At 66.8% G+C, this 12,099-nt stretch carries 14 protein-coding genes, 2 tRNA genes and 1 pseudogene; 9 read left to right on the top strand and 8 right to left on the bottom strand.

Annotation, left to right across the window (positions count from 1 at the left end; all coding sequences use genetic code 11):
• Positions 1–3 precede the first annotated feature (3 nt).
• The 5 genes from plsY to KQ307_RS00780 are packed head-to-tail and all read right to left on the bottom strand — an operon-like array spanning position 4 to position 4,222.
• Positions 4–642 carry a glycerol-3-phosphate 1-O-acyltransferase PlsY gene (gene plsY / locus KQ307_RS00760; RefSeq protein WP_259701971.1) on the bottom strand — a complete coding sequence of 213 codons (639 nt, stop codon included), beginning with the start codon at positions 640–642 and terminating at the stop codon, positions 4–6.
• Positions 639–1,538, bottom strand: coding sequence for a DUF3086 domain-containing protein (locus KQ307_RS00765; protein ID WP_259726625.1), 900 nt, complete (start codon positions 1,536–1,538; stop codon positions 639–641). Before KQ307_RS00765 ends, plsY begins: the two co-directional genes overlap by 4 nt.
• Complete coding sequence (locus KQ307_RS00770) at positions 1,535–1,987, bottom strand: DUF3119 family protein (protein WP_259726626.1); 453 nt, start codon at positions 1,985–1,987, stop codon at positions 1,535–1,537. The genes KQ307_RS00765 and KQ307_RS00770 overlap by 4 nt, the downstream gene beginning before the upstream one ends.
• Positions 1,988–2,039: 52 nt before the next feature.
• Positions 2,040–2,789 carry an ABC transporter permease gene (locus tag KQ307_RS00775; RefSeq protein ID WP_259701974.1) on the bottom strand — a complete coding sequence of 250 codons (750 nt, stop codon included), beginning with the start codon at positions 2,787–2,789 and terminating at the stop codon, positions 2,040–2,042.
• Positions 2,786–4,222 (bottom strand): MFS transporter, encoded by a 1,437-nt coding sequence (locus KQ307_RS00780; RefSeq protein WP_311133743.1) that lies wholly within the window; start codon positions 4,220–4,222, stop codon positions 2,786–2,788. The genes KQ307_RS00775 and KQ307_RS00780 overlap by 4 nt, the downstream gene beginning before the upstream one ends.
• Positions 4,223–4,319: 97 nt before the next feature.
• Between KQ307_RS00780 and KQ307_RS00785 the strand changes: the two genes are divergently transcribed.
• From KQ307_RS00785 to KQ307_RS00800, 4 genes are all read left to right on the top strand, one after another.
• Positions 4,320–4,390: transfer RNA gene (locus tag KQ307_RS00785), tRNA-Gly, on the top strand.
• Positions 4,391–4,974: 584 nt separating this feature from the next.
• On the top strand, positions 4,975–5,229 hold the full coding sequence (locus KQ307_RS00790) for a type II toxin-antitoxin system Phd/YefM family antitoxin (protein WP_399241811.1): 255 nt from the start codon (positions 4,975–4,977) through the stop codon (positions 5,227–5,229).
• Positions 5,219–5,500: a type II toxin-antitoxin system RelE/ParE family toxin gene (locus tag KQ307_RS00795; protein ID WP_255005692.1), complete on the top strand. Its 282-nt coding sequence runs from the start codon at positions 5,219–5,221 to the stop codon at positions 5,498–5,500. Before KQ307_RS00790 ends, KQ307_RS00795 begins: the two co-directional genes overlap by 11 nt.
• 72 nt (positions 5,501–5,572) lie before the next feature.
• Complete coding sequence (locus KQ307_RS00800) at positions 5,573–6,085, top strand: TOTE conflict system archaeo-eukaryotic primase domain-containing protein (protein WP_259726627.1); 513 nt, start codon at positions 5,573–5,575, stop codon at positions 6,083–6,085.
• A 134-nt stretch (positions 6,086–6,219) separates the two neighbouring features.
• Here the strand turns inward: KQ307_RS00800 and KQ307_RS00805 are convergent, their stop codons facing one another.
• Together KQ307_RS00805 and KQ307_RS00810 are read right to left on the bottom strand one after the other, a co-directional pair.
• Positions 6,220–6,345 carry a hypothetical protein gene (locus KQ307_RS00805; RefSeq protein WP_259726628.1) on the bottom strand — a complete coding sequence of 42 codons (126 nt, stop codon included), beginning with the start codon at positions 6,343–6,345 and terminating at the stop codon, positions 6,220–6,222.
• Between the two features lie 250 nt (positions 6,346–6,595).
• Positions 6,596–7,768, bottom strand: a complete 1,173-nt coding sequence (locus tag KQ307_RS00810) for a Fic family protein (protein ID WP_259726629.1) — start codon at positions 7,766–7,768, stop codon at positions 6,596–6,598.
• A gap of 110 nt (positions 7,769–7,878) precedes the next feature.
• Here KQ307_RS00810 and KQ307_RS00815 point away from each other — a divergent pair.
• Positions 7,879–7,948 (top strand) — tRNA-Gly (locus KQ307_RS00815).
• Positions 7,949–7,974: 26 nt separating this feature from the next.
• On the opposite strand, the pseudogene KQ307_RS00820 reads toward KQ307_RS00815, so the two are convergent.
• A pseudogene (locus KQ307_RS00820) lies at positions 7,975–10,056 on the bottom strand (glycogen debranching protein); the annotation flags it as partial.
• Between the two features lie 251 nt (positions 10,057–10,307).
• Between KQ307_RS00820 and KQ307_RS00825 the strand changes: the two are divergent.
• The 4 genes from KQ307_RS00825 to KQ307_RS00840 all read left to right on the top strand — a co-directional run bounded on the left by KQ307_RS00825 (position 10,308) and on the right by KQ307_RS00840 (position 12,048).
• Positions 10,308–10,583 (top strand): HU family DNA-binding protein, encoded by a 276-nt coding sequence (locus KQ307_RS00825; protein WP_255087774.1) that lies wholly within the window; start codon positions 10,308–10,310, stop codon positions 10,581–10,583.
• 29 nt (positions 10,584–10,612) lie between these two features.
• Complete coding sequence (gluQRS, locus tag KQ307_RS00830; RefSeq protein ID WP_399236339.1) at positions 10,613–11,581, top strand: tRNA glutamyl-Q(34) synthetase GluQRS; 969 nt, start codon at positions 10,613–10,615, stop codon at positions 11,579–11,581.
• Positions 11,582–11,647: 66 nt separating this feature from the next.
• Entirely contained in the window at positions 11,648–11,905 is a 258-nt protein-coding gene (locus KQ307_RS00835) for a hypothetical protein (RefSeq protein ID WP_259701980.1), read from the top strand.
• Positions 11,902–12,048 (top strand): hypothetical protein, encoded by a 147-nt coding sequence (locus KQ307_RS00840; RefSeq protein WP_259701981.1) that lies wholly within the window; start codon positions 11,902–11,904, stop codon positions 12,046–12,048. Before KQ307_RS00835 ends, KQ307_RS00840 begins: the two co-directional genes overlap by 4 nt.
• Positions 12,049–12,099 lie beyond the last annotated feature (51 nt).

Below are 12,099 nucleotides of genomic sequence, written 5' to 3' on the forward strand. Positions count from 1 at the left end.
GCTTCAGCTCTCCGTTCGGGGCGCCCCCAGCCTGGGCTCCGTGCCGGCAACCAGACGGCTCAGATTGGCGCGATGCCGCCAGACCACCAGCAGCGTGGTGAGGATGGCCAGGGTCAGGTAGGCCGGCCGCAGTCCGGTTCCGGCCGCGGCGAAATCGGCCAGCATCAGCAGCGGCAGGCTGAGGGCGGCAACCACGCTCGACAACGACACGATCCGGCTCAGTGCCAGCGTGGCCAGAAACAGGCCGAAGCAGGCCAGCCCCACCGCAGGCACCAGGCCGAGCAGCATCCCCAGGCCGGTGGCCACGGCTTTGCCGCCCTTGCCACCCAGCCAGATCGGCCAGCTGTGGCCGGCCAGGGCGGCCAGGCCGGCCCCCACTACCCACCAGTCGCCGCTGGCGCTGGCGAGCAGCGGTTGCAGCAGGATCCGCGCCAGCAGCACGGCGGCGCTGCCCTTGAGAACATCGAGCAGGAACACCACCAGAGCAGGGCCCTTGCCCACCTGGCGCAGCACGTTGGTGGCACCGGTGGAGCCGGAGCCCAGCTCCCGGAGGTCCACACCGGCCAGCCATTTGCCGGCCAGCCAGCCGAAGGGGATCGAGCCGAGCAGGTAGCCCGTCAGCAGGGCGATCACGGTGCTCAAGGCTGGTCCTCGTCGAGGGCCAGTTCCTGCGGAGAGGCGGCGAAGGCCAGCCAGAGCGGGAACTGCAGGATCGGAATATCCACCACCTCTTCGCCGCCATCGACAACGATGAACGGCAGTTCGCCCCTTTCCTCGAGCCGGTCGGCCCGCTCGATCAGGGCATCGGGCCGCTCGAACAGGACGATGCCGCTGTTCGGTCCGAAGTCCTCCCGGGCCAGCCCCAGGCAGTCCTGCAGACCTCGGCGCCATTCGCCGAGGCGCTCCGGCCGGCCGGCCAGAACCAGGGTCTGGAAGCGTTCCCCGTAGAGCTCACCGAGGATGGCGATGGCAGCGGCCACCACCAGGGCGTTGCGGTTGCGACTGCCGCAGCTCGCCTGGGCTCCCCGTCCGCCCTGGCTGAGGAACCAGTCTTCGAGCAAGGCGGCGGCTGGTGCCTCGAGGCTGCGACGCAGCTTCCAGGGGTCGGCGTAGAAGTCGGGCTGGCCCAGGAAGCCCTGCAGCTGGCTGCGGATCAGGGTTTCGTCCTGGCTGAACTGGCCCGCCGATGCCACCACCTCCACGGCGGGTTCGGCTGCGGCCGGAGCGGCTGCGGCCTGATCGAGGGGGGAGGGCTGCACCAGCAGAGGCGGCACCACCAGCTCGATCTGCTCCGCCTGGCTGGCCAGGTCCTGCAGGGCCACCACGAGGTAGTCCTGGAAGCCCTTCAGCCGCCGGGCGATCGCGTCCGACTGGCCGGCGAAGCTGCTGGTGAGTTCCTTCTGGAGCTGATCGCGGCGGCTTTCCAGGCCGCGAATCTCCGCTTCGAGCGTCTGGCGCTGCTGAAGCAGCTCCTGCAGAGCCAGCTCCTGCCAGGCGGTCGGTGCTGGTTCGGGGGTGGGGGGGGAGGCGTCGGTCATCTCGGGGCGCTGAGGTGCAGGTCGAGCTGCTGGCGCAGGGCGGTGGCATCAAACAACACCGGCAGCAGATGAATACTGCGCTGTTCACGGAAATAGAACAGCACCGGCAGGGGCCACCAGAACAGGGTCCAGCCCAGCCACTCCTGGTAAGGGAAGCGGCGCAGCAGGCTGCTGCCCCGCCAGACCAGCAGGTCCTCCTCGCCGAACTGAAGCCGCAGCAGGGCGGTCTGCAGCAGCAGGAAGAGGCCGAGCACACCAACACCGCCGGCCAGCCAGACGCTGCCGCCCCATCGGGGCAGCAGCAGGCTGGCGCCGGCCAGCAGCAGCACCCCGAGGGGCACCCAGGCACGGGGGGCGAGGATCACCCCGGTGGTTTCAGCCGGGGATGGCCCGACCGTTGGTGAGCTGGTCCCTTCGGAGTGGGGGGCTGGAGGAGCGGGGATGGTCATGGGGATGGGTGGAGATGGCTCATGGCTGGTCCCATGCTGGGAGTTGGGCCGCTCACTCGCCGAAGAGCAGTTTGGTGAGCAGCACGTCCATCAGGCTCACCGTGACCAGGATCATCACCACGGCACCGGTGGTGCTGGTGCCCACCTCCTTGGGACCGCCCCTGGTGGTGAGGCCCCAGCCGCAGGAGATCACGGCGATCTGCAGGCCGAACACCACCGCCTTGATCAGCATCGAGGGCAGGTCGCTCGGCTCCAGCCAGATACGGACGGAGTTCCAGAAGACGGTGGGTGGAATCGAGAACAGCAGGGTGCTGCTCACCTGCCCCGACCAGACCCCGACCGCAAAGAACACCATGCACTGCACCGGTGCCATCACCACCAGGGCCAGCACGCGGGGCACCACCAGATACTCGACCGGATCGGTGCGCAGCATCGTGATCGCGTCGATCTGTTCGGTCACCTTCATGGTGCCCAGCTGGGCGGCGTAGGCCGTGGCCACCTTGCCTGTGAGCAGGGTGGCCGAGAGCAGGGGGGCGATTTCCCGTGCCAGGCCTACCGAAAGGATTCCCCCAACGGCGACACCGGCGCCCTGCTTGGTCAGTTCCGCCGCCACCTGGATGTTGAACACCGTGCCGGCGGCCAAGGCGGTGATCGCCACGATCAGAAACGTGCCCGGCCCCGCTTCCAGCATCTGCTCCGAGAGGTCGTTGAGGTTGACGCGGCCCCGGGCGATGGCCGTGATCGTCTGGCCGCCGATCAGACAGCTGGCGCCGAGACGGTTGAGCCAGCGCGGTGGTTTCATCGTGTTGCCTGCTGGAGATGGAGCCCTCTTTCCGGCCAGCGGCGCATCACCAGCAGGCCCAGCACCACCAGGGTGGCCGGGATCAGGCCCATGCACAGACGGATCGCGATCAGGGCGGCGCCGGGCTGGAGGATGCCGTTGGCGGCCACGTAGCCGCTCAGGCTCATCAGGTTGCCGAAGGAAAACAGGGCCAGGCTGATGCAGATCTTCTGGGTGAAGACCATCCAGGCGCTGTAGAGCCCGGCGGGTTTTTCGGGGTCGGCGTCGATGGCGTCCGGCAGCAGGGCCCAGGGAATCAGGTAGGCGGTGGAAGCCCCCACACCCACCAGCATGATCACGAAGACAAGCGCCGCCAGCCGCAGGCCGTTGGCGACCGAACCCAGCGGCGAGAGGCCGGCATCGAGGGGGATCAGCACCATGGCGAGCAGGCAGCCGCCGATCCAGAGCGCCGTTCCCCGATGCAGCGCCTTGATGCGGCCCTGATGGTGGGAAAAACGGTTCCAGATCTGCAGCCCCACCAGCGTGCTGATCTGAAACGGCAGGAGGATCCAGTTGCTCCAGTTCACCGGCAGCCGCATCACCACCGGGAGGTAGATCAGCGCCGCGGTCTGCATGATCTGCAGGGCGCACCAGAGCATCAGGTAGAGGCCGAGCACTTTGAGAAAGCGGCTGTTGCGGCCCACGCGCCGCAACAGCCGCCGGGTGGATCCGCGCTGGCTGCTGGGCTTCTGGCAGTGACGGGCCGCCGGCGCGATGCCCCAGGCGCAGAGCAGGGTGAACACCGCGATGATGCTGCCTGAGAGCACGCCCACCTTCAGGAAGCTGGTGGGATCGGCGTGGTTGGTGAGCAGCAGGCCGCCGAGCACGATCCCCACCAGACCGGCGATGATCGAGCCGGTGAAACGGGCCGTGTTCAGCTGGGTGCGCAGGCTGGTGTCCGTGGTGAGTTCAGCCGCCAGGGCCGCATAGGGCAGGTTGACGCAGGTGTAAAGGCTGTTGGCCACCACCGAGATGGCCACGAAGAAGGTGAATTTCACCCAGAGGCTCCCGGGCGGGAGCCACCACATCATCGCCATGGCGATGCCGAGCGGGATGGCGCTCCAGAGGATCCAGGGAAGCCGCGGACCCCAGGGGCTGCGGGTCTTGTCGCTGAGCCAGCCCACCAGCGGATCGTTGATCGCATCCCAGAGGCGGGCCAGCATCAGCACGAGCCCTGCCATCCAGGCGGGCAGGCCGGCCGCTGCGGTGTAGAAGATGAACAGGTAGAAGCCGATCAGCGACGCCGCCATGCCGGTGCCGGCATCGCCGAGGCCATAGGCCACCAGCAGGCGCCGTCTGGCGGGCGCCGAAGCATCGATGGCATCGTTCACGCCCGGCTGCCGGTCGAGGGGAGCGAGGGGCGAGGGGGCGTCCGGTTCAGGAGCGATTCTCAACGGGCCGGTGCCGCACGCAGGCCATAATGCTTCAGCCGGATGGACCGTGGAACGCACCCGTGCCACCAGGGCCGTCGGCTGGTACATGTGTATCAGCGCGGGTGTAGTTTAGTGGTAAAACCTCAGCCTTCCAAGCTGATGATGCGGGTTCGATTCCCGCCACCCGCTTCTTTTCGCGTTTGGGATTTTCGGCCCTCAACAAGTGCTGCAACTGGCTTTCGGCTTGCCTGCGGTCGCCGATGGATGATTTTCGGTGCAAGGCTGTGAGGCGAAGCATCTCCCCAGACATCTCACAAGCTGGCGGCTCGTGATTGGGAAGTTGCGATCAGGGCCGTGGCGTCTTACGCGCTGTCTCAAGCGGGGTGCCGGAGGGGGCTGGACCGTTCTGAATCCCCGTGATCACGTGCGTACGAAAGGTCGCCGCCCGTGGCAAGACCCGGCCACGGGTGTTGCGGGCCCTGCCCCGACGAACCCTCCCCTCTGGAAGCAGCTGCGCCGTGAGCAAGAGGCCTGGGGCGGGAAGCTCGTTCCCTGCTCCTGCCGGCCTGACTAGGCCCACCGGCCCCCCGTGAACGGCGATCTGCCTCCAAAAAAAGGTGGTGGACGCCTTTGCCAAGGTGGAGCCCGCGGCTTCTGGCTTCCTGAGTAACCCATCAGGATTTCAAGGCCAACTGCTCTAGTCAGTAGGCGAGACCTTTTCCAAGACCTTTTCAGCGACCTATGATTGGCGCTTGAGTTGGTTTGGGTTGTTCATGGCGCATCGCGTGTTGACCGAGACCACCGTGAGCATCTCGGAACTCAAGAAGAACCCCATGGCCACCGTGGCTGCCGGGGAAGGCATGCCTGTGGCCGTGCTCAATCGCAACGAGCCTGCCTTCTACTGCGTGCCTGCCAAGGCCTATGAGGAATTGATGGATCTGGTGGACGACCTGGAGCTGGGTCGCATCGCCGATGCCCGACTGGCGGACGGCCAGGAGCCGGTGCGGGTCAGCCTCGATGCCCTTTGAGCTGGCTTTTCACCCCGAGGCTCTGCGGGAGTGGCACAAGTTGACAGCGGGCATCCGGGAACAGTTCAAGAAGAAGCTGGCAGAACGGCTGATCGAGCCCAGGATGCCGGCCAGCAAGCTGCGGGGATCAACCGATCGCTACAAGATCAAGCTGCGGGCTGCTGGATTTCGCCTGGTCTACGAGGTGCGGGATCAAGAGTTGCTGGTGCTTGTCGTGGCGGTGGGCAAGCGGGAGCGCAATGCTGCCTACAGAAAGGCTGACCAGCGCTGATTGGCCTCCTGGAAACCCGCGACGGCATCGGCCCGGCCCCCTGCCATTGGTCCCGTTTCAGCGCAGGAGAAAGTGACGCTCTTTCGTCGTCTGTTCCACGGTCGTTACGATGTCTATGCCCTTCGCTGGCAGAGCAGCAGAAGCGGACGATCGGGCTACGCACCGGCCTGCGCCAATGAGTGGCAGCCTGGCATCTGCGAAAAGCCGCCGGTGGCCTGCCGCGACTGCGGCCACCGGCGGCTGCTGCCCCTCACGGACGTGGCGATCTATGGCCATCTGGCCGGTGAACACAGGCTCGGCCTTTACCCGCTGCTGGAGGACGACACCTGCTATGTGCTGGCGGTTGACTTCGATGAACAGGACTGGCGTGACGACGCTCGCGCCGTGCTGCGTTCCTGCCGGGAACTGGCCGTGCCGGCGGCCTTGGAGATCTCCCGTTCCAGGGGAGGGGGGCCATGGGTGGGTGTTCTTCGAGGAGGCGATTTCGGCGCGGGAGGCTCGCCTGCTGGTGGATGCGCTGCAGCAGTGCCTACGGGTGCGGCAGATCCTGGGTGTGCGGTTGATGCTTCTCGACGTTGCCGCTGAGAGAGGGAAAGCGGACCACGCCCGCCTTCAGCGCTTCTACGCCTCGCTGGGGTTCTGGCCTTTGCCTGGACGGCCGGAGCGTTTGTTCATCTCCCTCAGTGTCCTTACGCCTCTGCAGTCAGGCGGATGAGGCATCAGAAGCGCAGATGCCTGCGGCTCCAGTCCGTGATGGTGGCCTCAACGTTCTTGATCTGCCACTGCAGCGGCCCTCGGTCTCGTGTGCAGCCCCAGCGGCGGTAGTGCTTGCCGGGTTGCAGCACCCCCCGCAGGCGCAGCTGGCGGCATGGGGGCGATCAGCCGAACTCTCAGTGAGAACGGAGCTGCGCCTCTCGAACTGGGTAATGCTTTGCTGCACCATGGCAATCAGATCTGCAGCACCCAGCTTTGGAGCTGCCGCCCCCAACGGCGGTCCTGCGGCATCGGGGCGGAAGACAGTGGCTGTGCTGACGGCTGGAAGGCCATGCCGCCGCCGTTCTCGCTTTCCTGCGCCTGCTTTTGGGCCTTGATGGCTCAGAGCGGTTCAGTGCCCTCGCTGAGGATGGCCAGATAGGCGTCGTAGGCGAACAGGCGATTGCGCCGCCCACCGGTGATCTCGCGGGCGATCCCGAGCTCGACCAGGGTCTCGATGGCTTTGCTGATGGTGGGAAAGCTCAGGCCGCTCATCGCTCTGATCTGGCCGATGCTGGTGAGTGGGCGCTGGCGCAGGGCTTGGAAGATCCGGCGCACGCTCGGACCAGAGCGCCCCAGACCCGTGAGCCGGGCCTCGTCGCTGCTGAAAAGCGCCAGCAGACGGTGTGCGGTGGCGACCGCTGAACTCGCGGTGGTCACGATTCCCTCCAGGAAGAAATCGATCCAGGCCTCCCAGTCGCCCTGGCGGCGAACCTCTTCTAGCAGCTCGTAGTAGCGGCTGCGGTGCTGCTTGAAAAACAAGCTGAGGTAGAGCAAGGGCTGCTGCAGAACGCCGGCATCGATCAGTACCAGCACGATCAGGAGCCTGCCCAGGCGACCATTGCCGTCGAGGAACGGGTGGATCGTCTCGAACTGCACGTGGGCCAAGGCGGCACGCACCAGCACCGGCAGCTCGTGCTCGTTTTGGGCGGTTCCATGGATGAAGCGCTCCAGCTGCGCCATGCAGTCCTCCACCAGGCCCGGCGGCGGCGGCACGAAGCTTGCATTGCCGGGCCGGGTGCCGCCGATCCAGTTCTGGCTGCGGCGAAAGTCACCAGGAAGCCGATCGGCCCCGCGGCCCCGGGCCAGCAGCTTGGCGTGGATCTCCCGCAGCAGGCGGGAGGACAGAGGGAATCCTTCCCGCAGCCGCGCCAGACCATGCTCCAGGCCGGCCACGTAGCTGGAAACCTCCACCACGTCATCAAAGGGAACACCGGGCGCCTCTTCCAGCTCAAAGAGCAGCAGATCGGAGAGGGACGACTGGGTGCCCTCGATCTGAGATGAGAGCAGTGCCTCGCGCCGCACGTAGGCGTAGAGGAACAGCTCTGGATCCGGCAGCAGCGCCGAGACTCCGTCCAGACGTCCGCAAGCCAACAGGGCTCGCTCTTGAAGGGCCTGAAGCGGCCCTTCAAGAGTGATCGGTGGATGAGGAGGTAGCGGCGCCGGCACGAAGGCCCGCACGGATTCTCCTGTGGTGGTGCTGATTTCGTAGCGACCTGTGGACTCGCGCCGCATGGGAACGCCCCTCGACGAACCTTGAATACAACCGAAGCTTATTAAAGGAAAGCAGGCTTGCCTTTAATAGGGGCGGCAAGCAGGTGCTCCGCCACGGTCTCGGAGGTCGAGAAGCTGTTCGATAGGTGTCCTCAGCCTTCCAAGCTGATGATGCGGGTTCGATTCCCGCCGCCCGCTTCGCTGAATTCCGAGCGCAACAGGCTTGGGGCCACCATCAGCACCAGGCTGCGGCTCTCCAGCGGCACCCCTTTCGGACTCCAGAACTCGGGGTGGCGGGGAATGTCCTCGCCGTTGGGCAGGGCGGTGTCGATCACCCGCATCCAGCCATTGGCGGGGGGGGGCAGGTCGAAGTGAATCGCCTTGCTGAAGGCGTTCAGGCCGCACCAGAGCAGGGCGCCGCGATCGGCGCTGTGCAGGCTCCAGGCCAGGGTGTGGGACCAGCTCCCCCAGTCCGGACGGTGCAACTCGACCCCGTGCCATTCCCGCCAGAGGTTGGCGGTGTCGCTGGGGCGGCCCGGTTTGCCCTCGGGGTGGGGCTGGGCGGGGTTGAGCAGGCTGGCGAGCTGACGACGCAGCAGCACCAGCCGTTTCAGGAACTGCAGCAGGCCCAGATCCTCTGAATCGGGCCGCCAGTGCATCCAGCCGAGCGGATTGTTCTGGCACCACGTGTTGTTGTTGCCGCCCTGGCTGCGGCGCACCTCGTCGCCCATCAGCAGCATCGGCACTCCCGGTGCCAGCAGCAGGGTGGCCAGCAGGTTGCGCTGCTGGCGATTGCGCAGGGCGGTGATGGCGTGGTCGCTGCTGGGTCCCTCGACGCCGTGGTTCCAGCTGTTGTTGTGGTTGTCGCCGTCGCGGTTGGCTTCGCCGTTGGCCAGGTTGTGCTTGCCGTTGTAGCTGACCAGATCGGCCAGGGTGAAACCGTCGTGGGCGGTGATGAAGGTGATGCTGCGGCCGACCGCGGGCGGCCGGCCGCCGTAGAGATCAGGGCTGCCCGCCAGGCGCTCCGCCATCAACCAGCTGCAGTCGTCGTCGCCTTTCCAGAAGCGGCGCAGATCGTCGCGGAAGCGACCGTTCCAGGTGCCGATCCGCCGGGCCGGGAAGTCGCTGAGCCGGTAGAGACCGCCGCAATCCCAGGGTTCGCTCACCAGCTTGAGATCGCTCAGTTCCGGATCGGCCTCGATCTCCTCGAACAGGGGCGGTTGATCCAGGGGAGCCAGCGCCTCCCCCCGGGAGAGGGCGATGCCCAGGTCGAAGCGGAAACCGTCGATGCCGAGCTCGAGGGCCCAGCAGCGGAGGGACTCCAGCATCAGACGCCTCACCAGGGGGCGGTTGGCCGCGATCGTGTTGCCGCAGCCGGTCACGTCGAGGTAATCGCCTTCCGGGGTCTGGTGGTAGTAGAGGGAATCTCCGAAGCCACGCCAGCTGAGGGTGGGGCCTTCCTGGTTGCCTTCGCTGGTGTGGTTGAAGACCACATCGAGCAGCACCTCCAGGCCGGCCTGATGGCAGGCGGTGACCAGGGCGCGCACCTGCTGCCTGGCCTCCAGCGGGTCGTGGCCGACCAGGTAGCCCTGATGGGGGGCCATCCAGCTCAGGGGGCTGTAACCCCAGTAGTTCTGGCGGCCGGTGGGGGCATCCTGGGGGTCGAAAGCCATCACCGGCAGCAGCTCCAGGGTTGTGACCCCGAGGCTTCTGAGATAGGGAATGGTGTCGATCAGCCCCAGCAGGGTGCCCTGGCGCTCCGGCGGGGTCGGACTGCCCTCACCCTGACTGAAGCCGGCCACATGGAGTTCGTAGATCACGCTCCGCTGCCAGCGGTGGCGCGGCCGCGGCGCGGCGTCGAAGTCGAAGCGATCCCGCTCCGTCACCACCCCCTTCAGGCAGGAGGCGGTGTTGGGTCCGGTGCCGGTGGCCTCCTGGCGCTGATACACCTCCCAGCCGGTGATCGCCCGCGCACAGGGATCAAGCAGCACCTTGGCCGGATTGAAGCCATGCCATCCCGGCTGGCGTGGCCCATAGACCCGGTAGCCGTAACAGCAGCCGATGCCGATGCCGGTCACTTCGCCATGCCAGTGGTCGCCGGACCGGTGGGCGGCATCGAGATTCAGCACCCGATAGGGCTCCGCGTCCGCCCCATCGCGGAACAGCAGCAGTTCCACCCGTGAGGCCAGGGGGGCCACCACCGAGAAGTTCACCCCCCGGGCCGTGAGACTCGCCCCCAGGGGCCAGGGATGTCCGAGCTGGATCGGGTTCAAGGGCACGGCCGGAGTGCGCCAACCAGAGTGCGCCATCAAGTTAGGTGGGGTGGGCCCATCGGCCGCGTGGCAGTCTCGATGCGCGTGGGCCGATGGGGCCTGGGCGTCGCCTGGGGAGGCCTGATTTGCCTTTTTTTTGGCTGAATCCGGGCAAAACCGTTGCCGAGCGGGCGATTTCAGTTGCCCGATCAGCTCTTCCCCCATACGATTGGCGCGCTCCACCGCCTGGCGGGAGGGACGTTCCGCTCCGCCCAGCTCCCGCTCTTTCTGAAGGTTTCCCGTTTCCGATGAACAAAGCTGATCTCGTCAATCTCGTTTCGGCCCGCACCGAACTCACCAAGACCGATGTCTCCCAGGTGGTCGATGCCGCCATCGCCACGATCATCGACTCGGTCGTGGAGGGCAAGAAGGTCTCGATTCTTGGCTTCGGATCCTTCGAAGCGCGGGAGCGCTCGGCCCGTCAGGGACTGAACCCCAAGACCGGTGAAAAGATCGCCATCCCCGCCAAGCGCGTGCCGGCCTTCACCGCAGGCAAGCAGTTCAAGGACCAGGTTCAGGGCTGATCCCGGCGGCGGCCAAGCTCTCCGGCACCCTGCTTCAGGCCCTGGAGCAGGGTGAGCGGCTGCGCTGTAGCAAGCGTCGCGGCCGATTCGCCCCATCCCCCTCCGGGCTGCTGCATGCGGGAAATCTGCGCACCGCCCTGCTGAGCTGGCTGCAGGCCAGGCTCAGCCAGGGCGAGTGGCTGCTCCGCTTCGACGATCTCGACACACCCCGTAACCGCAGCGGCGCCGAAGAGGCGATCCAGGCGGATCTCAGCTGGCTCGGTCTCGGCTGGGACGGCCCACCGATCCGTCAGAGCGAGCGCCAGGGCCTGTACCTCGAGGCGCTGGAATTGCTGCGCCAGCAGGGCCGGCTCTACCCCTGCCATTGCAGCCGCCGTGTGCTGGGGGATGTGTCAGCCCCCCACGGCGCCTGGCCCATCTATCCAGGCACCTGCCGCCAGCTGCCCCCCGACTGGGCACCCCGCCGCAGCCGCCATCCCAGCTGGCGGCTGCGGCTGAGCCAGGGTGATCTGCGCTGGCCGGAGCGGCTGGCGGCGGAGGGCGTTCTCGACGCGGCCACGGCTGTGGGCGATGTGGTGCTGAGGCGCGCCGATGGTTTTGTGGCGTACCACCTGGCCACGGCGGTGGATGAACTGACGCTGGGAATCAGCACCGTGCTGCGTGGTGCCGATCTCTGGCACTCCAGCGCCCCCCAGGTGGCCGTGATGGCTGGCCTCGGCCCCTTCCCTCCACCCGATTACTGGCATGTGCCGCTCTGGCGGCAGGAGGGGGGGCGGCGGCTCTCCAAGCGCGACGGCTCCGAGGGGCTGCAGGCTCTGCGGGACCAGGGGCTGGACGCGGCGGCGGTGATCGGGCGACTGGCGTCCAGCCTCGAACTGGTGCCGGCCGGCAGCCGCCTCAGCGCCCAGGAACTGCGGCAACAGCTCTCCGAGGCGGCGTTGCGGCAGGCGCTGAGCAGCGGGCAACGGCCGGAATCGCCGTCGGCCGGGAACTCTTAAGAAAGGTTCCCGAATGGAGGCCCCCATGAAGCGGCACACTGAAAACACGCAAACGGTGTTCAATTCATGACGAACGCATCGCCCCCCGGGGCGGCTTCGACGGCAGCGCTCAAGATCAGCTGCCCCTCCTGCGGTGGCAGCGGTGTTCTGCGGATGAGCGATCAGCGCTTCCGCACCTGTCTGGATTGCCTCGGGCAGGGTCACCTGCCGGTTTTCGAGCCCCAGCCGAGCCTGCAGGCCCTGATCCAGCGGCAGGAGGATCAGGCCATTCAACCCAGTGCCGACGGCCTCAGCCCTGAGGCCGTCTCTTCCGGCTCCAGATGAAGAACACCGCTGTGGCCACCACCACGGCGAGTGGCGCTGCGGTGAGCAGCAGCAGGATCACGGCTGTCCAGTCGGTGTACATCGCAGCAAATCAGGTGCCCACCCATCATCCCGTTCTGAGTGGCCTGGACCTCCGTTGCTAAGATCCTTTTCGATGGATAAAGAGAGGGAGCTTGGGTTCTGCGAGATGATCG

Source organism: Synechococcus sp. CS-1326, from assembly GCF_025128115.1.
Classification (GTDB): domain Bacteria; phylum Cyanobacteriota; class Cyanobacteriia; order PCC-6307; family Cyanobiaceae; genus Regnicoccus.